Annotated in this window: 19 protein-coding genes and 3 pseudogenes; 12 read left to right on the top strand and 10 right to left on the bottom strand. The window is 55.5% G+C overall.

Annotated features, from left to right (window positions below):
- Positions 1-48 precede the first annotated feature (48 nt).
- Positions 49-786, top strand: a complete 738-nt coding sequence (locus A0U92_RS04720; RefSeq protein WP_149026377.1) for a hypothetical protein — start codon at positions 49-51, stop codon at positions 784-786.
- A gap of 60 nt (positions 787-846) precedes the next feature.
- On the top strand, positions 847-1,389 hold the full coding sequence (locus tag A0U92_RS04715; protein ID WP_077812224.1) for a YceI family protein: 543 nt from the start codon (positions 847-849) through the stop codon (positions 1,387-1,389).
- 226 nt (positions 1,390-1,615) lie between these two features.
- Here A0U92_RS04715 and A0U92_RS04710 read toward each other — a convergent pair whose 3' ends face one another.
- The 6 genes from A0U92_RS04710 to A0U92_RS04685 form a co-directional block, all read right to left on the bottom strand.
- The gene (locus tag A0U92_RS04710) at positions 1,616-2,233 is read right to left on the bottom strand and encodes a LutC/YkgG family protein (RefSeq protein ID WP_077812223.1); all 618 of its coding nucleotides are present in this window, start codon (positions 2,231-2,233) and stop codon (positions 1,616-1,618) included.
- Complete coding sequence (locus A0U92_RS04705; RefSeq protein ID WP_222927868.1) at positions 2,233-3,672, bottom strand: lactate utilization protein B; 1,440 nt, start codon at positions 3,670-3,672, stop codon at positions 2,233-2,235. The genes A0U92_RS04710 and A0U92_RS04705 overlap by 1 nt, the downstream gene beginning before the upstream one ends.
- Before the next feature lie 95 nt (positions 3,673-3,767).
- Entirely contained in the window at positions 3,768-4,511 is a 744-nt protein-coding gene (locus A0U92_RS04700) for a (Fe-S)-binding protein (protein ID WP_077812221.1), read from the bottom strand.
- 307 nt (positions 4,512-4,818) lie between these two features.
- Positions 4,819-6,501 carry an alpha-keto acid decarboxylase family protein gene (locus A0U92_RS04695; RefSeq protein ID WP_077812220.1) on the bottom strand — a complete coding sequence of 561 codons (1,683 nt, stop codon included), beginning with the start codon at positions 6,499-6,501 and terminating at the stop codon, positions 4,819-4,821.
- Positions 6,502-6,669: 168 nt separating this feature from the next.
- Entirely contained in the window at positions 6,670-7,566 is an 897-nt protein-coding gene (locus A0U92_RS04690; protein WP_077812219.1) for a fructose bisphosphate aldolase, read from the bottom strand.
- A gap of 263 nt (positions 7,567-7,829) precedes the next feature.
- A complete protein-coding gene (locus A0U92_RS04685; protein WP_077812218.1) occupies positions 7,830-9,290 on the bottom strand; it encodes an amino acid permease in 1,461 nt (486 codons plus the stop codon).
- 296 nt (positions 9,291-9,586) lie between these two features.
- Between A0U92_RS04685 and A0U92_RS18615 the strand changes: the two are divergent.
- Positions 9,587-10,007 (top strand): annotated as a pseudogene (locus tag A0U92_RS18615) (transposase); the annotation flags it as partial.
- On the opposite strand, the pseudogene A0U92_RS04675 reads toward A0U92_RS18615, so the two are convergent.
- Positions 10,006-10,446: pseudogene (locus A0U92_RS04675) on the bottom strand (transposase family protein); the annotation flags it as partial. The pseudogenes A0U92_RS18615 and A0U92_RS04675 overlap by 2 nt on opposite strands.
- Positions 10,447-10,504: 58 nt before the next feature.
- On the opposite strand from A0U92_RS04675, the pseudogene A0U92_RS04670 reads away from it, so the two are divergent.
- The 4 genes and pseudogenes from A0U92_RS04670 to A0U92_RS04655 all read left to right on the top strand — a co-directional run.
- Positions 10,505-11,416: pseudogene (locus tag A0U92_RS04670) on the top strand (TonB-dependent siderophore receptor); the annotation flags it as partial.
- A gap of 209 nt (positions 11,417-11,625) precedes the next feature.
- Complete coding sequence (locus tag A0U92_RS04665) at positions 11,626-12,858, top strand: putative DNA modification/repair radical SAM protein (RefSeq protein WP_077812217.1); 1,233 nt, start codon at positions 11,626-11,628, stop codon at positions 12,856-12,858.
- Positions 12,855-13,622 (top strand): TIGR03915 family putative DNA repair protein, encoded by a 768-nt coding sequence (locus tag A0U92_RS04660; RefSeq protein ID WP_077812216.1) that lies wholly within the window; start codon positions 12,855-12,857, stop codon positions 13,620-13,622. Before A0U92_RS04665 ends, A0U92_RS04660 begins: the two co-directional genes overlap by 4 nt.
- Before the next feature lie 150 nt (positions 13,623-13,772).
- Positions 13,773-14,186 carry a Fur family transcriptional regulator gene (locus tag A0U92_RS04655; RefSeq protein ID WP_408736098.1) on the top strand — a complete coding sequence of 138 codons (414 nt, stop codon included), beginning with the start codon at positions 13,773-13,775 and terminating at the stop codon, positions 14,184-14,186.
- 81 nt (positions 14,187-14,267) lie between these two features.
- Here A0U92_RS04655 and choX read toward each other — a convergent pair whose 3' ends face one another.
- The 3 genes from choX to choW all read right to left on the bottom strand — a co-directional run bounded on the left by choX (position 14,268) and on the right by choW (position 17,466).
- The gene (gene choX / locus A0U92_RS04650) at positions 14,268-15,203 is read right to left on the bottom strand and encodes a choline ABC transporter substrate-binding protein (protein WP_077812215.1); all 936 of its coding nucleotides are present in this window, start codon (positions 15,201-15,203) and stop codon (positions 14,268-14,270) included.
- A gap of 165 nt (positions 15,204-15,368) precedes the next feature.
- Complete coding sequence (choV, locus tag A0U92_RS04645) at positions 15,369-16,607, bottom strand: choline ABC transporter ATP-binding protein (protein WP_077812214.1); 1,239 nt, start codon at positions 16,605-16,607, stop codon at positions 15,369-15,371.
- Positions 16,608-16,620: 13 nt separating this feature from the next.
- Positions 16,621-17,466 carry a choline ABC transporter permease subunit gene (gene choW / locus A0U92_RS04640; RefSeq protein WP_077812213.1) on the bottom strand — a complete coding sequence of 282 codons (846 nt, stop codon included), beginning with the start codon at positions 17,464-17,466 and terminating at the stop codon, positions 16,621-16,623.
- Between the two features lie 501 nt (positions 17,467-17,967).
- On the opposite strand from choW, the gene betB reads away from it, so the two are divergent.
- The 5 genes from betB (at position 17,968) to glyA (ending at position 24,730) form a co-directional block, all read left to right on the top strand.
- Positions 17,968-20,064: a betaine-aldehyde dehydrogenase gene (gene betB / locus A0U92_RS04635; RefSeq protein ID WP_077812212.1), complete on the top strand. Its 2,097-nt coding sequence runs from the start codon at positions 17,968-17,970 to the stop codon at positions 20,062-20,064.
- A gap of 11 nt (positions 20,065-20,075) precedes the next feature.
- Complete coding sequence (gene betA / locus A0U92_RS04630; RefSeq protein ID WP_077812211.1) at positions 20,076-21,734, top strand: choline dehydrogenase; 1,659 nt, start codon at positions 20,076-20,078, stop codon at positions 21,732-21,734.
- A 33-nt stretch (positions 21,735-21,767) separates the two neighbouring features.
- Complete coding sequence (locus A0U92_RS04625) at positions 21,768-22,409, top strand: GNAT family N-acetyltransferase (RefSeq protein ID WP_077812210.1); 642 nt, start codon at positions 21,768-21,770, stop codon at positions 22,407-22,409.
- Positions 22,409-23,290, top strand: a complete 882-nt coding sequence (locus A0U92_RS04620; RefSeq protein ID WP_077812209.1) for a carbon-nitrogen hydrolase family protein — start codon at positions 22,409-22,411, stop codon at positions 23,288-23,290. The genes A0U92_RS04625 and A0U92_RS04620 overlap by 1 nt, the downstream gene beginning before the upstream one ends.
- Positions 23,291-23,440: 150 nt before the next feature.
- Positions 23,441-24,730: a serine hydroxymethyltransferase gene (gene glyA / locus A0U92_RS04615; RefSeq protein ID WP_077812208.1), complete on the top strand. Its 1,290-nt coding sequence runs from the start codon at positions 23,441-23,443 to the stop codon at positions 24,728-24,730.
- Positions 24,731-24,750: the final 20 nt, after the last annotated feature.

The following is a 24,750-nucleotide window of genomic DNA, read 5'->3' as shown; positions in this document are numbered from 1 at the left end:
ATCGCAACAATATCAACCAAAAAGCATTAAACAAGAATGACAAAAATCATGAAAAGAAAAAAGCCGCTTGGTTCTATTGCAAACAGCCTCACTAAGACACTCAACGATTGTCGTAAGGACTACCCTGAAGCATGCGCTCTGACTGACAGCTACATACAGACGCTCCCGGATACGAACAGAAGTATACTGACCAGCAACCTGAAAACGCCCGAACTCATTACATCCGGCATTCTTGTCGCAGGCATGGGTACGCTATTTTACACGACAGCTCCGTCGACGCTGTTTCCACCCTTCTATTCAATCGCAAAAAACATCAGTGGATTTGCGCTTTTCTCATGGGCATTCAATATTTCCTTCATCATATTCTTCGGATTTGAGGTGGCAAAAATATTCATTACCGCCGACACGGTCAATCAGATAAATATTCAGAATCCAATTAAATCACTACAAAAGACTTGGAAGAAAATACAAAACAACAAACCGCAACCCGATACAGCAAAGACAGAGGTTCAGGCGAACATAACATCTCTGACTCTCGATTGCGCATGCAGATACCAGAATCATATTCGAGTCATTTTCTGGTTTGCGAGATTCTGTACAATCTTACAGGGCTTTACAATCGCCACCGCAGCCTTCTCAGCCGGATGGATCGAGCAGGCGCATAAGCAGTATCCGCACTGTTTTTCTGACGTCATACCGGGAGATCCAGACAAGGCAGAAAAATGTCAGGCCGAGATCACCATGTGGCAGAAACCTCCACCTGAAACCTGCTCCCAGCATCATTGAAAAGCTCGTTTAATTTTTACGACACCATCTTTTCAATCTTGTCTGGAAGAAGATTCCCTGATGAAACGCACACTTCTCATGGCATTGCTTGTTACGCCAACCCTGGCGCACGCGGCCACACAGCATGTCACGCTGACACCTGCCAACACGATATCCCGGCTTCATGCCAAGACGCTGGTGACATCCGTCGACGGCACATTCGAGAAGGTTTCCGGCGCGCTTTCCTACGATCCTGAAACACAGGTCTGCCACGTTGACCTGAGCATGGATGTCCATTCCCTGAAAGTCGGCAGTGCAGTCCTGCGCACGGCCATGCTGTCGGGCCTCATGCTGGATGGCGACAGTCATCCTTCAATGCATTTTGCTGGTGACTGTCAGCCAAAAATTGCGAATGGGAAACTGGAGACCTTACTGGTCGGAAAACTCACCATGCGTGGACAGACACTTCCTCTGACCTTCAGGGTCGGGATGCATTTTTCACGTAACACACTGACAGAGATCAGCAGCACAGCGAGCTTTGATCAGCGCCAATGGGGTATGAGCACGATGCTGGATACGGTTGATCCACTCGTTCAGACGGAGGCGATCATCATCCTGAAATAAAGACTGAAGAAGATACCAACGCTCAATGACGACGCGGCGGACATCCAATGCAAGCATGTATCCGGAAGCGGATGCCGTTGCGGTTCTGGTCGTCGACCAGAAAACAGTTCGGGAATTTACACACAAGAGCGGCTGGCACAGGGAGATACGTCATTTATCCTGCGCCAGCCGGCAGCACATTCACCAAAGAGTAGCAGGAGAGAAGCTTTCTCCCCACAACAATTTCTCAGCCCTGCTTCGGGCAGAACAGAACCCGCAATGATCGTACACCCTGCGCACCGTGGATCAGCACACCTTCAATATCTGCTGTCGCAGACGGCCCTGTCTGGAAAACAGCGTATCTGTGCGTGCTGAGTTCCGGGCGTCGATAGGCGTTATGCAGATTGGCCACGATCTGCGAAGGATCAAGCAGAACGATCAGATGCTGCGGGAGATAGCCACTTGTATTGACGATCAGCCCGTCATCCGTGAGGCAAAGCGAGCCTGTCTCAGCCACACCAAACGCCGCACGCACAACACCGATTTCCACATCGGCGAGAGAATGCGGGTCCATCTCAGGCAGAATCTGGCGGATCTGAAGCGACGCATCCCCATGCAGTTCCGGCACGCATGTGGCGATAATCCCCTGCCCCGCCACCGCGGCGCGTAGCGCTGAAACAGGGTCCTGCCCCTGAGGATCAAGCACCTTTCCGCCCATCTTCACGAGCATTTCGGAAAAAGCCGTCACAAGATCGGATGGCGCTTTCTCGTCGAACAGCGGCACCTCCGGCAGTGGAGGCTGAATGTTCGGACGATTGGCCCGAATGGCGGCGAAAATCGCCGCGCGACTGTCTGTGCTGCTCATCACTTCTTCTTTCCATCCACACCACGGGTTCTCTTGTACCACTGATGGAATGTTTCCTTTGGCACATGCGGCATTTCACGACCGCGCGTCCAGGTGTTCAGCCTGTTATACAGGACAAAGCGCGGCAGATGGCGCAGGGCGCTGTCGGCCATCGGCAGACTTGCACGATACAGCTTTGGTGACGCCAGAAGCGCACCGGCTGCTTTCATCATGCTCTTCTTGAATGCCGGGATTTCATGATTCTCGGCCAGAACCTGCCGCCAGTCGGCGATCTGCTCGTGAATGTTGATCTTCACCGGACAGACATTGGTGCAGCTTCCATTCATGGTCGAAGAGAACGGCAGCGTCGAATATTTGTGGCGGTTGAAGGTCGGATCGATAATCAGCCCGATCGGACCGGCATAGGTCGCACCATAACTGAGGCCACCGGAGCGACGGAAGACCGGACAGGTGTTCATGCAGGCGCCACAGCGGATGCATTTCAGTGAGGTCCAGAACTTCTCCAGACCCAGACGGTCCGTCCGGCCATTATCGACGATCACGATATGCATCTCGGCCCCACGGCGAGGACCACGGAAATGCGACGTATACTGCGTGATCGGGGAACCCAGGGCGCTGCGGGACAGCATCCGGACGAAGACGGCAAGCGAGTTCAGGTTCGGGATGATCTTCTCGATACCCATCGAGACGATGTGCAGGCCGGTCGTGTTGGCCGAAAGGTCCGCATTGCCTTCGTTGGTGCAGACAACAACGGAGCCGGTTTCCGCGACTGCGAAGTTGCAGCCCGTCATGCCAGCGTCCGCTTTCAGGATCAGCGGACGGGTGTGTTCGCGCTGCTGCTCGGTCAGATAACTGACATCAGAATTATTCGGGTCAGAACCGATGGTTTTTGCAAAGACTTCCGCCACATCCGTCCGCAGCTTGTGAACGGCAGGCACCACGACATGACTGGGATTTTCATTGTCGAGCTGCTGGATCCGCTCGCCGAGATCGGTCTCGACAACCGTGATCCCCTCATGCGCCATCGCTTCACGGAAGCCGCATTCCTCGGTGAGCATGGATTTGCTCTTGATGAGACTTCTGGCGTTCTTCGAGCGCAGGATTCCGGCAACGATACTGTTATGCTCGGCGGCATCCTTGGCCCAGTGAATCCTGACACCGTTCGCAATGGCGTTCTTCTCGAACTGCTCAAGATAGGTATCGAGATGCGTCAGCGTGTGCGTCTTGATGTCGGATGCAAGCTGGCGGAGATCTTCCCACTCCTCGATGATCTCTTTCTGACCGTCGCGCTTCTTGCGCAGATCCCACAGACGCTGATCATGCATGGCCAGATGTTCAGGCGCATCCATGAAGCGGCGGGCGGCTTCCTGCTGATCGATAGGGCGATTGCCGCGAATGATCGCACCGCGCGGCTGCGGCTCGGGGCCACGGGCCGGCATGGTGACGGACGCGCCGGCTCCATGCGTCAGATTGGCGGGCGCGCCATCACTGGTGCGCCCAGCGGGTGTCGTCGGCGCGGCCTGATTGTCGATGGTCATACCCGTTCCCCGTTCAGGATCTGCGAGATGTGGATGTATTTCGTCGGCAGACCCAGGCGTTTGGCGCAGCCTTCCTGATGCATCATGCAGGAACTGTCTGACGAGGTCACATATTCCGCACCGGACTTCGCCTGATCGCGCGCCTTGTCCTGCCCCATGCGGGCGGACGTGGCTTCCTCGAACACGGAGAAAGTGCCGCCAAAGCCGCAGCATTCATCCGGGCGCGTGATATCGACCAGTTCAAGCCCCTTCACCATGCCGAGCAGATCACGGGGCTTGGAGAACTTCTCCGCACGCAGTTCGGTCATGCTGGCGATGTTGAGACCGCGCAGGGCATTGCAGTTATTGTGCAGCGTGACCTTGTGCGGGAACTCGGCCCACGGGAAACCATCAACCTTCAGCACATCATGCAGAAATTCGACCAGTTCGTAAGTGCGCGCACGGACGTGCTTCACATCGTCGGTCTGCGCGACAGCGTCGAAGTTATTGCGGATATGATTCACACAACTGCCGGACGGCGCGACGATATAGTCATAATCCTTGAAATTGCGGACAAAGAGTTCCTCCGTCGCCTTCGACTCCTTGTGGCAGCCCGAATTGGTCATCGGCTGACCGCAGCAGGTCTGGTCAAAAGGATACTCAACCTCACACCCGAAGCGCTCCAGCAGTTCGAGCGTCGCCTGCCCGACCTCGGGGTGAAACGCATCAACGTAACACGGAACAAACAACCCAACTCGCATGGAACGCTTCCTCAAAGAGGTGAACCCGCTCTTCTCTGCAAGGGGTGTCACCTTAGATAGGTATTACAGACGCCGGAAATGCTCTTTTCGCATCCTCCTGTCGAGTAAATATCCGCCTGTTTCAGACAGAAGAACCCGCCAGTCCGGAAAATGAAACAGTATTTGATTCGATCGTGACTTTTACGCCAGAGCCTCCACAGGTAAACCGGGGCGGATCAGGGTTTCGGGACACCGCCCTCCAGACGACATCGCCCCGACGGAAGCGCCGGGGCGATGCAGTCAACGACTTCCTGAAAACGTATCGTCTTCAGCTCTTCTGAGGCGCACGGCTGTTGGCCTTGGCCACCTTCTTGCCCCACTGGACCAGCATGTCGGTGCAGTCCTCGGTTGCGATATGACACTCGATGAAGGTCGGACCCTTCCTGTTGGCCTTGGCCTTCTCGATAGCCTCCGCCAGTTCCGCGCCGGTGTGAGCGTGCAGCCCCAGGCCATGACCGTCCTCGGCGTTAAACGCCTTGATGAGACCGGCATAATCCCAGTTCTTGATGTAGTTGTAAGGGCCGTCATGGATCTTGATCTCGATGACATAGCCACGGTTGTTCACCAGGAACACGATGACCGGCACTTCATAGCGGATCATCTGCGCGACTTCCTGCGCAGTGAGCTGGAAGGAGCCGTCACCGACCATCAGGATGTGCTGACGGTCAGGCGAACCGATGGCGTTACCGAGAGCCGCAGGCACCGACCAGCCGATGGACCCCCACTGCATTTCCGTCTCGACGCGCGCGCCGTTTGGCAGGTGCATACGGACAGCGTTGAACCAGCTGTCACCTGTCTCGGCCGTGATGGTGGTTGTGCTGTCCACCATGGCGTTGATCTGACGCGCCATTTCATCATTGGTCAGCGGTACTGTCGCGGCGGTTTCCGGGATTCTGACCGGTGTGTAGGTCGTGTTTTCAACCGTGGCCGGACGGGTCGGGGCTTTCTCGCTCAGGGCGGCGATGAACGCACCGAGATGGAAACCGGCGAAGCTCCTGCCGTCCACCGTGACTTCAGCGAGGTCAGCGATCAGAGCCTGTGATGCGGGTGGCTTGGACTGCCAGCCGACCGTTGCATAGTCGTTAAAGATCGGGGCGAGGCAGATGACGCCATCAGCCTTCTCGACCAGTTCCTGGGCACCGGGAGAGCTGACTTCACCCCAGTAAACGCCACGGAACGCCTTGTGCTCTTCCGGGAAGAAGCTCTTGGCCGCACTCATGACCGTCACGGCGCAGCCGATCCGGTCCGCAAGCGCCACGATCGGTTCAAGCGAGCCAAGCGTGCGGACGCGGCTGCCAACGAGGATGACGACGTTCCTGCGTGTTTCGATGAATGTGCAGGCCGCTTTCACGGCAGCATCAAGACTGACCTTGTCCGGCGCCGTTTCGGCCAGCAGGCTGCCGACCGGACCCGGGCGGACACATTCTGCGGACGCGAGGTTGCAGGGGATCTCGATATAGCAGGGCTTGCGCATACGCAGCGCGGTGCGAATGGCGTTATCAATCTGTGATGGGGCGTTCTCGGCGGACAGGATCACTTCCGTCGCACAGGTGACCTGACGGAAGATCTCGGCCTGATAGCCGTAGTTCGAATTACCGATCGTGTGATGGAGAATATGGCCGGAACCCTGATCGTTGGTGTTGGGTCCACCGGACACGAAGATCACCGGAAGGCTCTCGGCATAGGCGGAGCCTATGGCGTTGATGGCTGAAAGAGCACCGACATTGAAGGTGACGATCATGGCCGCAGCACCGTTGGCGCGGGCGTAACCTTCAGCCGTGTAACCGCAGTTCAGCTCGTTACAGCTGTAAAGCTGCCTGGTAGAGCCTTCTTCGAGCAGCTGGTCGAGCAGGACGAGGTTGAAGTCACCCGCAACCGCGAAATGGTCCTTCAGACCAATCTGTCCCAGACGCTCGGAAAGATAATGGCCAACAGTATATGGCTTGGTCATGGAAATGCTCCTCTACAGGATTTGCCGGGCTTTCATGCCCGACCCCTCATTTGAAAAGCATTCTGACGAGGGACTTACCTCATGACCACTATATGGAAACAGCACGATCCATATATAAAAAATATGGATCGTGCTGTCTGGCGGAAAACCTCAGATTTGACGGATCAGTCAGACCTTGTTCACTGAAGCGTCATAAATCCTGTCGATCGTCTTGCCGAGTGCGCCGTCAAATTCAGCATCGGACATGCCGTCCTGGAGCCCACCAAGCAGCGCGCGGGAGAAGCTGGCGATCATGCCGTGATTCTTCTTCAGACGCTCACAGGACTCATCGAGCGAGTAACCGCCTGAAAGCGCCACCACACGCTCGACGCGCGGATGCCTGCCAACATCTTCATACAGGTCGGCAACCTCGGGAATCGTGACCTTCAGCATGACCTTGTAGTCGCCCGGCATGGCGTTGAGCGCCTTGAGCAGCTCATCGTGCAGGATGGCTTCAGCGCCCTTTTTGTCGGGGCTTTTGACCAGAACTTCCGGCTCGATGATCGCAACCAGACCGTGAGACGCGACCTGATGAGCAATCTCGAACTGCTGCTTCACAACGGCGGCAATGCCTTCCTGATTCGGCAGATTGATGACCGAGCGCTCTTTGGTGCCGTAGACCCCCAGTTTCGCGGCACGTTCCAGCAGTCCATCGAGACCCGGATTCGGCTTCATCAGACGTACGCCGTCGGCTTCGTCCTCAAGACCCTTGTCGATCTTCAGGAACGGAACGACGCCACGCTCCTCCCACAGATAAGCCGGAACCGGCTTGCCGTTGGCGAGGCCATCCATGGTGCGTTCGAACAGGATCGCACCAATCACCTTCTCCCCCGAAAAGCTCGGAGCCGTGATGATTCGCACGCGCATGTCGTGGATAAGACGGAACATGTCTTCTTCGGAAGAATAGGCCGTCTCAGGAATGCCATAAGCTTTCAGAGCGCCCGGCGTTGAGCCTCCGCTCTGGTCGAGTGCCGCGATAAAGCCGCCCTTTTCCGAAATCTGGCTTTTCATACGGTCGTTGGACATTCTTATTACCCTTTATTCTTAACGTATGGTGCGTGCCTGGGAACGCCCGAACAGCCGATGTTGCCTTTCAGAGTCGAGCCATGCCGCGACAGGAGAAACATCGACCCCACACCCTTCCGGTTCCCTGCATCACACCGACGAAACCCAAAAGGACTGAAATCCGAGTGGCCCAATCCAGACCGCATGACATTTACACGGAGTGGTGGCCTGCGCCACCTCCCCCGCAAAGAAGATAATATTAAAAAAAACTCAAAGCGGCGTTATCAGGGCATTTCCGGTCGTTCGTGCATCACCATATCGGTGAGTGTTGGAGACATCGGCGTTTCCGGCATCAGCATAGGCGGTTTGCTGGGTGTCAGATACCAGCCGATCACAAAAACAATCGCCAGAAGGGGTGTCGCTCCAACGGTGATGGTCCCGGCGGGATAATCGCACGCCATCAGCACAACGACAGCCACCAGAAAAGCCAGTGTCAGCCAGGACGTGAACGGCGCGCCCGGCATGCGGAAAGTGGGAGCGACAATTTCTCCACGAGCGACAGCCCTGCGGAAGACGAGCTGGCTCAATATAATGATGCCCCATGTGCAGATGATTCCGATTGCCGCAAAACTGAGAACAATCTCGAAAACACTCTGCGGCACAATATAATTGAGAACGACACCGACAAGATAAAAGGCGGCAATCAATAAAATGCCCGCATAGGGCACGGAGTGACTGTTCATGGCCCCCAGGAATCGCGGAGCTGCGCCACCCAGGGCAAGAGCGCGCAGGACCCGACTGGTGGAATAAACACCGGAATTCAGGCTGGACAGCGCCGCCGTCAGCACGATGAAATTCATCACGCTGTCTGCGTAAGGCACGCCCAGAGCATTGAAGAATGTGACGAACGGACTTTCGCCAGCCTGATAGGCCGTCCATGGCAGCAGGCAGACCAGCAACACCACCGACCCGACATAGAAAACAGCAATACGCCAGATCACGCTGTTGATGGCTCGCGGCAGTATCTCATGGGGATTGTCACATTCCCCCGCCGCCGTGCCGATCAGTTCAATGCCGGAATAGGCGAAAACCACGCCCTGCGTCAGTGCAAGCGCCGCCAGCATGCCGTGCGGGAAGAAACCACCATTATCCGCGATGAGGTGAAACCCTGTCTCATGACCTGCTATCGGCATGCCGGAACCAAGAATGACCGTGCCCGCGATCAGAAAGACGATCAGAGCGGCCACCTTGATCATGGAAAACCAGAATTCCATTTCTCCAAAATATTTGACGCCGATCATATTCATGCCTGTGACAATGCACAGAGCAATCAGAGCCAGCAGCCATTGCGGGAGAGACGCAAACGCTCCCCAGAAATGCATGTAAAGCGCCACAGCTGTGATGTCGGCAATTCCGGTCATCACCCAGTTAAGGAATGACACCCATCCCGCCACATAGGCCGCCTTGTCGCCCAGGAACTGCCGGGCATGGGACACGAAGCTTCCGCTGCTCGGACTATACATGGTCAGTTCACCAAGAGCCCGCAGAATGAAAAAGCTGAACAGCCCGCACACCGCATAGACAATGGCTAGCGAGGGACCTCCCTGCTGAAGACGATTTCCCGCACCCAGAAAAAGACCGGTGCCGATACAACCGCCAATGGCGATCATCTGCATCTGCCTGCGCCCCAAAGTCTTTTTATAGCCTTCACTGGTGCTGTTCCGGCTGATCGTCGACTCAGTCATTCCATTCCAATCCTGTCTCTCCTGCAGGAGCATTCAGGAACAGATTGGTTCGAACCCGGAATGTTGTCCATCGAAAAAACAGCAGACTGTTTCAGGAAGCTGGCAGGAGAGGCTGTCAGAAAACCGTATTGATGGCGAACCGGGGAGATACCTTTATGCCGGTGTTATGCCCCGCATAGCAAACCGCTGAGCCCGCGATAATCCTCCGGCGCGCATTCCAGAGGAAAGCCGACCTGGAGGGTTCGAAGAACCCCTGGCTCTGAACTGTTGGCTGTGATTCCATCGCTGGTGTGATGATGGGAGGATGGAGGGTGAAGCAGCCCGGTTTCTTTGATGTTGAGGAGCGGCTGGCCCGTCTGAGCGGTCTTGGTGATCAGCTTGAAGCCTTTTCCCGGGCTGTGGATTTTGAAGTCTTCCGGCCCTGATCTGGAGCAGGCTCTGGCTTATTCAGACGGGCGCAAAGGCGGGCATCCACCGTTTGATCCGGTGCTGATGTTCAAAATCCTGGTGATCCAGACGTTGAACAACCTGTCCGATGAGCGGACAGAATACCTGATCAACGACCGTCTCTCCTTCATGCGCTTTCTGGGGCTTGGGCTGTCGGATTGTGTGCCTGATGCCAAAACGGTCTGGCTGTTTCGTGAGCGTCTGATCCAGGCTGGTGCGATTGAAAGACTGTTTGATCGGTTTGACGCGACCCTGCGTAACGCCGGCTACCCTCCGCAGTCTGCACTTCAGCAATATCAATGTGAAAATAGCCAATCGGATAAGCCTTGAACTTGCGCCTGGGTTTTTTGTCTCCCGTCACCTCGGGTAGTCGGCTGATCCCGTGTCGTTGCAGGCAGCGATGCAGGGATGATCGCGTCAGGTGCGGGATCGTCGCCTGGAGTGCGTAGAGGCAGTCGTCCAGCGGCAGCAGCGTGTGACGGCGGAAAGCAACGATGATCGCCTCATCCTCAATGCTCAGCACCGTCGAATGCGCGTCTTTGGGGCCGGTCGGCAAATCACCGACCGCAGTGCGCTTCTTCCACTTCGCAACCGTCTTCGGGTTGATCCCATAACGCCTGGCCAGAACCCTCAGGCTCTCTTGACTATCGTGTATCGCTCGACGGACCGCCTCTGTCGTGCGGGCGCTCCCGTGTAAAATCTGTCCCACAGTGCATCCCTCCATTCCTGACTGAATAATGCACCATCAAAACACGGGACTAAACAGCTACGTTGCTTATCAAACCCACTCGCATCAGGTCGGCGTGTATGGGCAGGACGAAATTCGCTGGCGCGGTCTGGTGCTGACAGGCAGCATTCGCAATGACTGGTATCGGTCCCATCAGATGGAAACACTGACCCACACTGACAGTAATCAGGACCCGAGCCAGATCACCTGGCGCGCATCAGGTCTCTATCACTTTGATTTCGGACTTGCTCCCTATATCAGCTATTCCACGTCCTTCCAGCCACAGTCGGGAATTGTCTCGAACGACGGCGGCAGAACCATGCGTCAGGCTAACCCGTCCCTTGGCAAACAGCTTGAAGGTGGACTGAAATATCAGATTCCCGGCACAACCGTCCTTTTCACCGTCGCCGGCTTCCATATCGAACAGACCAATGTGCTTGTGGCGACAAATTCTGCTCTGGGTTTCAACACTGAAAGCGGAAAAGTCCATTCCGACGGCTTCGAGTTTGAAGCGCATGCCGAACCTTACAAGAACCTTGTCCTCACCGCAGCGATCAGCGTGCAGAAAGTCCACAATGATTCAACGGGAAAACCACTGATCCAGTCAGGAAAAGGCAACGCTTCCCTGTTTGCGTTCTACACACTGCCTTCCGGTCCAGTCAAAGGCCTCGGCTTTGGCGGCGGCATGCGTTACACCGCCAAAGCTTATGGCGGCGAAGCCTCATACGGCAGCGTCTGGGTTCCACAATACGCGCTGTTCGATGGCTCCCTGCGTTACGATCTCGCCCAACTTTCTCCGTCCCTGCACGGATGGATGGCGGCAGCCAGCGTTCGCAATATCTTCGACAAGCGGTTTGTCGCCAACTGTCTGGCCTATGCCTCTTACGGGCAGGAATTCTGCTACTACGGAGAGCGCCGCAACGCACAGGCCAGCATCGGCTACACCTGGTAAAACGTATCAAGGGAAGAGTCACCGTTCACCTCTCTTCCCGTTTTAACGACTCATGGTCAAAAGGATCGCTACTCTTTGCGGGTTTGAAGCAAAGCTCTCAGACCTCTTCATATATGTAAAAAATATACATATTTTATCGGAGAACTCTTTCTCGTAGTCCATCAGAAATATTTGACGCGTCCCAAAATGGAACATATCATGAACACGCTATGAAACGCACTTTCTCGGAACGACTCGCCCTTCTGTCGGACGCCGCAAAATACGATGCATCCTGTGCATCGAGCGGCTCGGATCGGCGTGGGTCAACTAAAGAAGCAGGGCTGGGATCGACGGAGCGCAGCGGCATCTGTCATTCATGGACGCCGGATGGCCGCTGTGTTTCGCTGCTCAAGATCCTGATGACGAATTTCTGCATCTACGACTGCGCCTACTGCATCAACCGGGTTTCTTCCGGTGTGGAGCGCGCCCGCTTCTCGGTCGAAGAAATCGTCTGGCTGACAATGGAGTTTTATCGACGGAACTATATCGAAGGACTCTTTCTGTCTTCCGGCATCATCCGCTCTTCCGATTACACCATGGAAGAGCTCGTGCGCGTCGCCAAAGTTCTTCGTCTTGACAGGGGATTTCGGGGTTACATTCACCTGAAAGCCATCCCGGATGCATCACCCGATCTGCTGGCGGAAGCCGGTCTGTATGCCGATCGGCTCTCCATCAATGTGGAAATGCCCACCGAAACCGGGCTGACCCAATATGCGCCGGAGAAGAATGCTGTCGGCATTCGTTCCGCCATGGGACATATCCGCAAAAAAATGGAAGCGACGAAGGAAAACACTCTTGCCGGACGACGCCCTCCCCGATTTGCGCCCGGCGGCCAGAGCACACAGATGATTGTCGGCGCAGACGCCGCAACAGATCAGGATATTCTTTCAAGCAGTTCCGCGCTCTATTCCGATTACCGGCTGAAGCGCGTTTATTATTCCGCTTTCAGTCCTATTCCTCACGCCTCGCAGGCTCTTCCGATCCAGAAACCGCCACTTCTTCGTGAGCATCGTCTTTATCAGGCTGACTGGCTCTTTCGTTTTTACGGTTTTCAGTTTCAGGAAATCACTGAGAGCCGCCCCGACGGCATGCTGGATCTGGAAGTTGACCCGAAACTCAGTTGGGCTCTGGACAACCGCGCCACCTTCCCGGTCGATATCAATCAGGCTCCACATGAACTGCTGTTGCGTGTGCCGGGTCTGGGGCCTCGTTCCGTGAAGATTCTTCTTGCGACCCGCCGCCACAAAACCATCCGTCTGGATGATCTGGAGCGGCTACGTGTCAGTCTGAGAAAAATACGCCCCTTCATCACCACCCCTGACTGGCGACCTGTCAAACTGATTGACCGACTGAATCTCAAATCTCTCTTTGCTCCACCACCCCAACAATTGTCACTGTTGTGAAAGAGCATCTCGTATCTTTACCCGAAGCCGCTCCTTTTGCTCTCTGGCGCCTCTATGCCCGACCGCTTCTGGAAGCCGGGATTTCACCCGATCATGTCGTCTGGCGAAGCTCATCCGAACAGGACGATCTGTTTTCCCAACCAGATCCGAAGCCTGTAACCAGCACTTCCTTCTCTCAGAAAATCAGCAAGGACTGTCTACATTTTCTTGAAACTCTTTTATGCCACGCCAATCCTGAAAAGTTCTCGCTCGCCTATCGCATCCTCTGGCGCAGCAGGAGAGATCCAGCCCTTCTGAAAACAGGAACTGATTCCGACGTCGTCATGGCCAGCAGGATGACTCACCAGATCAGCCGGGAAGTGCACAAGATGAAAGCGTTTGTACGGTTCAGGGAAAAAACTCCGGTAGGCAGCAATTCCCGCCATTTCGCCGCCTGGTTTGAACCCGAACACCACATTCTCGAAAAAGCAGCTCCGTTTTTTGCTCGACGTTTTACCGATATGAACTGGATGATTCTCACGCCGAAAGGCTCTATCGGGTGGGATGGAGAAACCTGCGTCGTCACCAGAGAAACCTGTGCACGGACCATCTTTGAGGATGAGGCGGAAGCATTATGGAAAACCTATTACCGCTCCATCTTCAACCCTGCGCGGGTCAAGGTGAAGGCAATGCGGTCCGAGATGTCGCCCAAATACTGGAAAAATCTTCCTGAAACCGAACTGATTCCCGAGATGCTGGCTCAGGCCGCCCGCCAGAGATGGTAAGACTGCACGTGGCATGGGTGGGCAGCGCATCGGTTATAGCCTACCATGTCGTTTGCCATGACAACTGACGCCGAACCACACCTGTTTTCATCCTCCGTAGAGACGCTTCTTGCGCGCGCGGATGAGCTTTGCGTACGCAGAAACGTTCGATTGACAGCCTTGCGTCGCCAGATTCTTGGATTGATGCTTGAAGCCAATGTGCCACTGGGCGCGTATGACCTCCTGCAGCGCCTGCAGGCGTTGCAGGGGAACGCCGCCCCTCCAACAGTTTACCGGACGCTGGAATTCCTGATGGAGTTCGGGCTGATCCACAAGATCGAACGCCTGTCAGCCTTCATGCCCTGCACGCACACATTGGGTCGCGCACCCTGCCACGAGCACGATGCTGATTGCGTTCATGCCAGCCAGTTCCTGATCTGCCGCAACTGCTCCAGCGTCACGGAACTTGAAGATCCCACTATTCTGGCATCAATTGCCGCCGCATCCAAAAAATCAGGTTTCCGGCTTCAGCATACAACTGTCGAGGTTGAGGGGCTGTGTGCGAAATGTGTGGCTCCCGCGTAGTTCAGCAGGACAAAATCAATCTGCGTTTCTCATACAGACGATAAAGCCGGGGCGCTGATACCCCGGCTTTTGTAATGGGCTTTATTGATCAAGATAGGTTTTAACCGCCGCCAGGCCCGGTTTGCCGTCAACCGTTGTCACGCCGTCAAGCCATTTTTCTACGGCTTCCGGATGAGCTTTCATCCAGTCTTTGGTCACCTGCGCTGGCTTGGTGCGACTTTCAGAAATGGTTTTCATCATCTCGTTTTCAGCGGAGATGGTGAAAGTCAGTTGCTTCAACAGATGGCCAACATTCGGGCATTTTTCCACATACCCACGGCTAACAACCGTGTTGACTTCTGCTGACGAACCAAACTGCTTTTCTCCACCTGTCAGATAGGTGAGATGAAAGTTCATGTTCATGGGATGCGGTTCCCATGCAAGGAATACAATCGGTTTCTGGGCAGGAATGGCGCGTGAGACCTGCGACAGCATACCCTGTTCACTACTTTCGTTGAGATGGAACTTGCCAAGCCCAAAATCATTGGCCTTGATCATGTCAAGAATGATCTTGTTTCCGTCATTGCCTGATTCGATGCCGTAAATTGTACTGTTGAGCTTTGCAGCCCAGCCAGCGATATCCTTGAAATCCTTCAGCCCCTGCGCTGCGACATAATCCGGAACGGCAAGAGTATAATGCGCTCCGGTAAGATTTTTTGTGATCCGCTCAACCTTGCCTCTCTTCAGATACGGATCGACATAGGAAGCGCCGGAAGGCTCCCAGTCGCTCATAAAGATGTCCAGCTGATGATTTTCAAGCGAAAGATAGGCGACGGCCAGCGTCACCATCGTTTCACGGGTTTTATAACCCAGCCCGGTGAGAAGGTTCATTGTAATACCGTTAGTAACGGTGGCGTCCGACCAGCCCACATCGCCGATACGAACTGTCTGACAGGCTTCAGTCTCAGCAGCATGAGCTGGCAGAACGCGCAGTCCCATGCCAAGAAAAACCATGGTTGCAAGAAGTTTCTTCTTCATACCAATTACTCACCCTTTTCCTGTCTGCCTGTTGCCATAAGTATGATCGCTCCACCATACATTCTGAAACAGAAATAATTAAACCTTGTTAAGTTGTGACGCCGCTACCGTTCGATGAATATCCATTCCTGAGATAAGAAGTAAAATTTTCTTATTATATCAAGATCAATTGATTTTCGATGCACGGGAAACGCCCGTAATAGCGCCAATCATATCTGCGTCATCACACAATCCTACAATCTGACCATCACCGGAAATCAGCACAGGCATCCCGCTTTTCTGACGTAGAAGAGCCACTGTGTTGAGTGAAACCGTAACAGGCACACAATAAACACACCCGGAAATCACCTGCAATTCTGAGATATCGTCGGATTCATGAAATTCCAGAGCAATTTCCGCTCCTGCCTTGTCCCACACTGTGGCAGTCACGGGATTAAACCCATAATATCCAGCTGTATCGAGCTGAATGGTATTATTATCCCACCGGGGACAAACATCCAGAAGACGCATGACACTTGCTGCATTCAGCAACGGCAGCGGATTCATATGCCTTACAAAATCACGGACATAATCATCGACGGGTGAGGAAATAATTTCCTGCGGTGGACCCGCCTGAATAATTCGCCCTTCCCGCATGATCGCGATATTACTTCCAATCCGGAGCGCTTCATCAATATCATGACTTACAAAAACGATGGTTTTTTTAAGCCTGGTCTGAAGATCAAGAAGTTCATCCTGAAGCTTGCGTCGTATCAGAGGGTCGAGCGCTGAAAAAGGCTCATCCATCAGAAGAATATCGGCATCCGTTGCAAAAGCCCGCGCCAGCCCAACGCGCTGCTGCATACCACCCGAGAGTTCCGAAACATAAGAGTTGGCCCATCGGGTGAGACCAACCAGTTCCAGTTTCTCCTCCGCAATTTGACGCCGTGCATTAGGTGTAAAACCGCGAAGTTCCAGACCAAATGAAACATTTTCACGCACTGTCCTCCATGGCAACAGACCGAACTGCTGAAAGACCATGGTAACGCGGGTGCGCCGCATATCCCGCAATGTCTCATCATCGCAACTGGCTATATCGACAAAGGCCGTACCATTTCCAATCTCGACACTGCCACGGGTTACTTTGTTCAGCCTGTTGGCAGCCCGTAGCAATGTGGACTTGCCAGAACCGGACAACCCCATAAGCACGCTGATCTCGCCACGTCTGATCTCAAGACTGGCATTTGCAACGCCCACAGTTACTCCCAGTTCGGCGGCGATCTCCTCGCGGGTGCCCCCTTCATCCAGACGTTTGACGGCCTGCGCAATCGCACTTGAAGAGTTGGTGCGATGAAAGAGAATATCTACATCTCTGAAGGAGAGAGCAGCAGTTTTACCTTCGGATTCTGTCCTCACGGCTTCCATCCTGATTGTCTCCTCAGTGCGTTTTCTTGCGGCAGAGTCGGTCAAGAATGATGGCGACCAGCACAATAGCCAGACCGGATTCAAATCCGGTGTCGATCTGAACCGTGTTCAGGGCCCGCACGACCGGCACACCCAGTCCGCCCGCACCGACAAGCGCTGCTATCACCACCATGGAAAGGCTGAGCATGATACACTGACTCAGACCTTCGCGAATCATGGGGAGAGCCGCCGGCATTTCGACTTTCCACAACCGCTGTCTGGGAGTGGCGCCAAAAGCATCGCCTGCCTCAAGCAAGGATTTAGGAACGGACAAAATCCCCATTTGCGTCATACGGATCGGAGCAGGAATAGCGAAAACAACGGTGGAGATCGTGCCGGGCACTGTTCCCAGACCAAAAAGGATCAAAGTCGGAATCAGATAAACGAAAGTCGGCAGCGTCTGCATAAGATCAAGAACCGGATGCAAAACACGCGCAAGCCAAGGCCGGTGCGCCGACGCAATCCCGATCGGCACGCCGATAACCATGCATGTGATCGTCGCAAAAAAGATGAGCGACAGGGTCGCCATCGTTTCCTGCCAGTAACCCTGATTAATGATGAACAGCAAACCAAGCGCTACAAGAATGCAGGTTCCGATAGCACGTTTCCAGAACCAGACAGCAACTGTAAGAAGCGCCACAAACAGGACAGGAGGAATGGCGATAAGAAGATTGGTAAAGCCATCGGCACAGGATCCGATCGTCTCACTGATGAGATCGAAAGCTCCCTGACAATGATCCCTGATCCAGTCGACAGCATTCGACGCTACTTCACCGACAGGTATTTTATGCGATGTGATCCAGTCTTCTAGCCTGCTCATTGATCTCGCTTCATAATCCGAAGATTTCAGGCCTGGCCAAGGCGAGCGAAAGGCCACAAATGGGTAATCCTTCGAACCACATCATCCGGACCCCACCTTCATCAGTTCGATACCGTAACAGAAAGACTCAGGATATAAAATTTTTTCATGCCCCGAGAACAAAAACCGGCTTCACACACTTCACCTGAAACCGATCAGACTGACTACGCTTCATTGACTCTTTTATCATTGCGTTCAAGAAACAGAAAGGAATTGATTTATTCCGACGCGGCATTGGATAAATTCGTCACCTTACGGTCTTTTCAGGACGGTCCCGGTCCAGATCTATTGAATCAACGATCAAACGAGACGCACTTCATAAAATCCATCTGGTTTTTCGAAAAAATTGCTCTCCTGGCGAGAAGAATAAATTTAAATTTTTTGCTTGTTTTCCATGGACATTATTTTTTCATTTCGACATAAATACAATATTAAACGGCCATTCAAAGATCTTCGGAGTCCATGATGCAGCCCCCTGTCCCTTCCGCGATGGCACGACTGGATGATGAACGTCGTCGCAATTTCGTTTCCGCAACACTCTCCGTTCTCGCCGACAACGGATATGTAGGCACGACACTTGCCCGGATCGCTGAGCGCGCCGAAGTCTCTCCCAGCCTTCTGGTTCACTATTTTGGCGACAAGGATACCCTGCTCGCGACAGCCTTCTGGCATCTGTCAGAATCATTGCGTCACGAAATCATGAGCCGGTTTCAGGCGGCCCACACCCCGCGTGAACGTTTGCAGGCTGTGATCGATTCCCTACTCGGTCGTGACCAGTTTCGACAGGCGGAGGGCACGACCTGGTTATCTTTCTGGGGACAGGTTCCTCATGTGTCGACGCTGAAACGCATTCAGCGTATCTACCAGAAACGCATGCTGTCCAATCTTTCTCATGATCTGAAAGCCCTGCTGCCGGGGCGTGATATCCATTCCCTCGCCACCTCGATAGCGGCTCTGATTGACGGCACATGGTTGAGGGCAGCCCTGTCGGAATGGGAGGAGGCGGACAGTGCCGCCGCCCGGGCCCAGGTCACAGCCTTTCTGGATAGTCAGATCGCCCTGCATCAGGCCAAGCAGCCGACACTGGCCATTCACGTCAGGCAGACCGATGTCTGTGCCAACTGGATTAACGGACGCCCCACGCCGAGTGGAGGCGCACGGTTCGAAACACGGAATCCGGCCACTGGCGAAGTCATCGCGCAAGTGGAAAGCGCCGGAGAACGGGAACATGAGATCGCCGTGGAAAGCGCCAAACGGGGCCAAAAGATCTGGGCGCGGATGACCGGCACCGAGCGCGGTCGCATCCTGCGCCGGGCTGCTGACCTTCTCCGCCGTGACAACGACATGCTGGCCCACATCGAGACGCTCGACACTGGCAAACCGATCGCAGAAACGAGAGCCGTGGACATTCTCTCTGGTGCGGACGCTCTCGAATATTTCGGCTCCGTCGCCTGCACGATTAACGGTGAGGCGATGGATCTTGGCGAGCAGGCCTTCGCCTATACGCGCCGCGAACCCCTTGGTGTGACGGCAGGCATCGGCGCATGGAACTACCCGATCCAGATCGCCTGCTGGAAGTCTGCTCCGGCGCTGGCCTGCGGCAACGCGATGATCTTCAAGAGTTCCGAGATGACACCGCTGACATCGGTGCGGCTCGCCGAGATCTACCGTGAGGCAGGTGTGCCCGACGGTGTCTTCAACGTGCTGCACGGTGCCGGGGATGTGGGCCGACGCCTTTGCGCCGATCCTGATATTCGCAAGGTCAGCCTCACAGGGTCCGTTCCAACGGGCAAGGCGGTCATGCGTGAGGCCGCCAATACTCTGAAATATGTCACACTGGAACTCGGTGGAAAATCTCCTCTCATCATCTTCGATGATGCTGACGTGGACAATGCCGTTTCCGCCGCACTGCTCGGCAACTTCTACTCGGGTGGCGAAATCTGCTCGAACGGAACGCGGGTTTTCGTACAGTCGGGAATCCGCGGCCGCTTCCTTGCCGAACTGAAGCGGCGTGTCGAAGCGATGAAAATCGGTGATCCACTGGCGATGGATACAGATGTGGGCGCGCTCATCAGCGTGCAGCATCTTGAAAAAGTGATGACGTACGTAAAGAATGGCCTTGCCGAAGGGGCGCAACTTCTGACTGGTGGTCAGCGTCTGACCGATGGGCCCTTCGCCAAGGGGGCGTTCATGCAGCCGACCATCTTTACCGGCTGCCATGACGATATGACGATCGCATGTGAAGAAATCTTCGGTCCCGTCATGACCGTTCTCGATTTTCATCACGAGGATGAAGTGATCGCCCGCGCCAATGCGACAGAGTTCGGTCTGGCGGCAGGCGTGTTCACAAACAATCTCGCACGTGGCCACCGTGTGGTCGCAGCCCTGGAAGCAGGCACATGCTGGATCAACCAATACAATATCACGCCGATCGAAATGCCGTTCGGCGGCTACAAGCAGTCCGGTCTGGGTCGTGAAAACAGTCAGGCTGCTCTGGATCATTATACACAGATCAAGAGCGTCTATGTGGCGCTCGGCAATGTCGAATCCCCCTATTGAGGAGGCAGGCCATGGAACGGGAATTTGATTATATCGTCGTCGGAGCCGGGTCTGCCGGATGTGTTCTGGCCAACCGCCTGACGGAAGACGGCAGGGATAATGTGCTGCTGCTGGAGTTCGGCGGCAGCGACAAGTCGATCATCGTGCAGATGCCGACAGCGCTGGCGATGCCGATGCACTCCAAACGGTTCAACTGGTTTTATGAAAGCGAGCCGGAGCCTTATCTTGGTGGGCGACGCATGTTCACGCCGCGCGGCAAGGGGCTTGGTGGCTCCTCTTCCATCAACGGCATGGTGTATGTGCGCGGCAATGCGCTCGACTTCGAGGACTGGGTGAAGGAAGGCGCTGCCGGCTGGTCTTACGCCGATGTTCTGCCCTATTTCAAAAAAGCCGAGTCCTGCACCGAAGGCGATGACACCTATCGGGGCCGCACAGGGCCGCTGCACACCCAGTATGGCACTGTGGACAATCCGCTTCATGCTGCGTGGCTGAAAGCCGGATATCAGGCCGGTTATCCGGTCACGCATGATTATAACGGCTATCAGCAGGAAGGCTTCGACAAGATGAGCATGACCGTCAAGGACGGTCGGCGCTGGAACACGGCCAATGCCTATCTTCGACCGGTCATGCATCGGAAGAATCTTGAGGTGCATCAACAGGCCCGCGCAACGAAGATCCTGTTTGAAGGCAGGCGGGCTGTTGGTATTGCTTATACCCGCGCGGGCAAAGAATGTGTCGCACGGGTCCGGAAAGAAGTGATCCTCTCCGGTGGCTCGATCAATTCGCCGCAGCTTCTGCTTCTTTCCGGAATCGGACCTGCCGAACAGTTGAAAGCACTCGGGATTCCGGTAATCGCCGATCGTCCGGGCGTGGGCGAGAATTTGCAGGATCATCTCGAATTCTATTTCCAGATCGCCTGCAAGAAGCCTATCACCCTCTATTCCGCCATGAGCCCGCTGGCGAAACTGAAGATCGGGCTACGGTGGATTCTACGGAAAGATGGTCTGGGCGCCACGAACCATTTTGAAAGCTGTGGCTTCATCCGCAGCAAGGCAGGCGTCTCCTACCCTGATATCCAGTTTCACTTCCTGCCGCTGGCTGTCACCTATGACGGCAAGGGGCTGGCGTCCGGTCACGGCTATCAGGCGCATGTCGGTCCGATGCGTTCGAAAAGCCGGGGTCATATACGCCTCAAGTCGGCAAATCCTGAGGATAAACCGAAGATACTCTTCAACTATATGAGCCACCCGGATGACTGGGAAGAGATGCGCGCCTGCGTACGCCTGACCCGCGAACTGTTCAATCAGGAGGCGTTCCAGCCCTTCCACGGTCATGAACTGCAACCTGGCGAGGATTGCACGTCCGACGAACAGATTGACGAGTTTATTCGTCAGAAAGTTGAGAGCGCGCTCCATCCATCCTGCACCTGCAAGATGGGCGCTTCTGATGATCCGATGGCGGTCGTCGATCCGGAAACACGGGTCATCGGCGTGGAAGGACTACGGGTCGTGGATTCTTCCGTCATGCCATGTGTTACCAATGGAAATCTCAACGCACCAACGACGATGATCGCAGAAAAAGCTGCCGATCACATCCGTAATCGGCCTATGCTGCCACCATCGTATGCGCCGTATTACGTCGCGCCACACTGGGAAACCGGGCAGCGCTGATCTGCCGGGAATGGAAACGGGAAATCGAATGTCATGTCGGTGACTATTGAAACCCTTACCGGAGAAAACCTTCTCTCAGTTGTCCCTGATCTCGCACGCCTGCGGATCACGATCTTCCGGGAATGGCCTTATCTCTATGAAGGGAATCTTGCCTATGAAGAGAATTATCTGCACGCCTACATACAGAGCCCCGGCACTGCGGTTGTCGTGGCAAAGGATGGCGACAGGGTCGTGGGGGCTTCGACCTGCCTTCCCCTGAAAGACGAGATGGCGTGCATCCGTGCGCCTTTTGAAGAACGCAGTCTTTCCACAGACGATTTCTTCTATTTCGGGGAATCCGTCCTGCTGGAATCCTATCGTGGGCAGGGTATCGGTGTGCGTTTTTTCGATGAGCGCGAACGTCACGCACGCTCCGCCAGCAACGCACCATTTGCGGTATTCTGTGCTGTGCGACGTTGGAAAACCGATCCCCGTCGTCCGGAGAATGCAAAATCACTTGCAAATTTTTGGGTGAAACGTGGTTTTACCCCTCTTCCTGGTGTTTTCTGCCATCTGGACTGGAAGGAACCGGGTGTGCCCGGTCAACGCGACCATCTTCTCGATTTTCATATCAAATCACTCAGAGGCGACCCGATTCCAGCGGCGCTTCTGCACAATGATCAGGACGAGGATTGATGAACAAACCTCTTCGACTAGGTGTTCTCGCCTGGAAAGTCGCAAAAATCAGCTCTCTTGACGACTATGCCAGCCATCTTGACCATCTGGTGGCCGAAGGCGCTGCGCAGGCCGACCTCCTGCTGATGCCTGAATATTCCTGCATGGAAGCCGCTGCCGCCGTCACGAAAGAACCAGATCCCTCCGCCGAACTGGATGCGATGTGTGCGCACAGTGACGCCATTCTCGCCATCATGCGTGAGGCCGCGAAAAAGCATTCGGTCTGGCTGATGCCGGGCACATTACCTCGTCCGGAAGCAGCCGGAGTGCGGAATCGTGCTCCGCTGATCGCACCTGATGGCTCCGTGGCGTTTCAGGACAAGCACGTCATGACCCGGTTCGAAACCGAATCATGGGGTGTGAAAGCCGGCGATACACCCGGCGTGTTCGAAACGCCATGGGGGTTTATTGGAACCTCCGTCTGCTATGATTCGGAATTTCCAATGCTGGCGCGGTCGCAGGTTGAAGCCGGCGCGTGGCTGATCCTTGTGCCCACCTGCACGGATTCCATGCATGGTTTCAACCGCGTGAAGATTTCCGCACAGGCCCGCGCACTGGAAAACCAGTGCTTCGTGGCGGTTTCACCAACTGTTGGTGATGCGCCATGGCTGGCCACGCTGGACGAGAATCATGGCTGCGCGGGTGTTTATGGACCCGTCGATCGGGGTTTCCCCGATGATGGTGTCATTGCGGAAGGAGCACTCGATCAGGGAGGCTGGATCTTTGTCACGCTGACACCTGACAGGCTGGATGAAGTGCGGGAAAACGGGGCGGTTCGCAACTGCCGGGACTGGCCAAGTGTCGTGCCACCAGCAGGAAGCAATCCTTTCTCGAAAGTCTGACGATTACCGCGCTTCCGGGCAAACAGACGTCGCAAATATAAAAGTCTCGAACCCCTCGATGCTCGTATATTTTCATGAAATGACGCAGGCCAAAGAGTGGCATCGCACTCCCTGACTTCCGAACTCCATTTTTAAGGTACGGCAAAGATCATGAGCACCGACACATTGAAGAGTTTTTTTCAATCTTCGCTGGCATCTGTTGACGCGGAAGTTGCGTCGGCGATTGCGAGCGAGTTCGAGCGTCAGCGCGACGGGATCGAGCTGATTGCGTCGGAGAACATGGTGTCGGAGGCTGTTCTTCAGGCTCAGGGCAGCGTTCTGACGAACAAATACGCCGAGGGTTACCCGGGTCGCCGCTACTATGGCGGCTGCTCCGAGGTCGATAAGGTCGAGACGCTGGCCATCGAACGCGCCAGGAAGATGTTCGGCGCGGGCTTCGCCAACGTGCAGCCGCACTCGGGCGCCAACGCCAACCAGGCGGCCTTCATGGCCGTCGTGGCGCCGGGCGACACGGTGCTGGGCATGAGCCTCGCCGCCGGTGGCCATCTCACACACGGCGCGGCCCCGAACTATTCCGGCAAATGGTTCAACGCCGTGCAGTATGGCGTGCGCCAGCAGGACGGCCATCTCGACTACGAAGAGATGGAATCCCTCGCCCGCGAGCACAAGCCGAAGCTGATCGTCGCCGGCAGCTCCGCCTATCCGCGGATCATCGACTTCGCCCGCTTCCGCAGGATCGCTGACGAGGTCGGCGCTTTCCTGATGGTCGATATGGCGCACTTCGCCGGTCTGGTGGCGGCCGGCCTGTATCCGAGCCCGATCCCGCACGCCGACATCGTCACGACCACGACGCACAAGACCCTGCGCGGTCCGCGCGGCGGCCTGATCCTGACGAACGACGAGGCGCTGGCCAAGAAGATCAACTCCGCCGTGTTCCCCGGCCTGCAGGGCGGCCCGCTGATGCACGTGATCGCCGCCAAGGCCGTCGCGTTCGGCGAGGCGCTGAAGCCGGAGTTTGCCGAGTATCAGAAGGCCGTCGCCGCCAACGCGAAGGTGCTGGGCGAGACGCTGGTGGCGCGTGGCTTCGACCTCGTGACCGGCGGCACGGACAGCCATCTGCTGCTGGTTGATCTGCGTCCGAAGAAGGTGACGGGCAAGATCGCGGAGAAGGCTCTGGAGCGCGCGGGCATCACGGCGAACAAGAACGCCGTGCCGTTCGACCCGGAGAAACCTGCGATCACGTCAGGCATCCGTCTGGGCAGCCCGGCGGCGACGGCGCGTGGTTTCCGCGAGGCCGAGTTCCGTCAGGTGGGCGAGATGATCGACGAGGTTCTGACCGCGCTGGCCGCGTCCGGCGGCGAGGGGGACGCCGCCGTCGAGAACGCCGTCCACGAACGCGTCAAGGCGCTCTGTGCTCAGTTCCCAATCTATAAACATTGACTCTCATCGGCTTTCTCACA

The sequence above is a fragment of the Acetobacter aceti genome (genome assembly GCF_002005445.1).
In the GTDB taxonomy this organism is placed as follows: domain Bacteria; phylum Pseudomonadota; class Alphaproteobacteria; order Acetobacterales; family Acetobacteraceae; genus Acetobacter; species Acetobacter aceti_B.
This window is presented reverse-complemented; position numbering and strand designations above follow the sequence as displayed.

Coding starts and splice junctions, on each gene's coding strand:
- betB (WP_077812212.1), top strand. CDS start 17,968: ATGATGCAGCCCCCTGTCCCTTCCGCGATGGCACGACTGGATGATGAA.
- A0U92_RS04710 (WP_077812223.1), bottom strand. CDS start 2,233: ATGAGCAGCACAGACAGTCGCGCGGCGATTTTCGCCGCCATTCGGGCC.
- A0U92_RS04685 (WP_077812218.1), bottom strand. CDS start 9,290: ATGACTGAGTCGACGATCAGCCGGAACAGCACCAGTGAAGGCTATAAA.
- A0U92_RS04625 (WP_077812210.1), top strand. CDS start 21,768: ATGTCGGTGACTATTGAAACCCTTACCGGAGAAAACCTTCTCTCAGTT.
- A0U92_RS04695 (WP_077812220.1), bottom strand. CDS start 6,501: ATGACCAAGCCATATACTGTTGGCCATTATCTTTCCGAGCGTCTGGGA.
- glyA (WP_077812208.1), top strand. CDS start 23,441: ATGAGCACCGACACATTGAAGAGTTTTTTTCAATCTTCGCTGGCATCT.
- A0U92_RS04690 (WP_077812219.1), bottom strand. CDS start 7,566: ATGTCCAACGACCGTATGAAAAGCCAGATTTCGGAAAAGGGCGGCTTT.
- choV (WP_077812214.1), bottom strand. CDS start 16,607: ATGGAAGCCGTGAGGACAGAATCCGAAGGTAAAACTGCTGCTCTCTCC.
- A0U92_RS04700 (WP_077812221.1), bottom strand. CDS start 4,511: ATGCGAGTTGGGTTGTTTGTTCCGTGTTACGTTGATGCGTTTCACCCC.
- A0U92_RS04715 (WP_077812224.1), top strand. CDS start 847: ATGAAACGCACACTTCTCATGGCATTGCTTGTTACGCCAACCCTGGCG.
- A0U92_RS04705 (WP_222927868.1), bottom strand. CDS start 3,672: ATGCCGGCCCGTGGCCCCGAGCCGCAGCCGCGCGGTGCGATCATTCGC.
- A0U92_RS04720 (WP_149026377.1), top strand. CDS start 49: ATGAAAAGAAAAAAGCCGCTTGGTTCTATTGCAAACAGCCTCACTAAG.
- choX (WP_077812215.1), bottom strand. CDS start 15,203: ATGAAGAAGAAACTTCTTGCAACCATGGTTTTTCTTGGCATGGGACTG.
- choW (WP_077812213.1), bottom strand. CDS start 17,466: ATGAGCAGGCTAGAAGACTGGATCACATCGCATAAAATACCTGTCGGT.
- A0U92_RS04620 (WP_077812209.1), top strand. CDS start 22,409: ATGAACAAACCTCTTCGACTAGGTGTTCTCGCCTGGAAAGTCGCAAAA.
- betA (WP_077812211.1), top strand. CDS start 20,076: ATGGAACGGGAATTTGATTATATCGTCGTCGGAGCCGGGTCTGCCGGA.
- A0U92_RS04665 (WP_077812217.1), top strand. CDS start 11,626: ATGAAACGCACTTTCTCGGAACGACTCGCCCTTCTGTCGGACGCCGCA.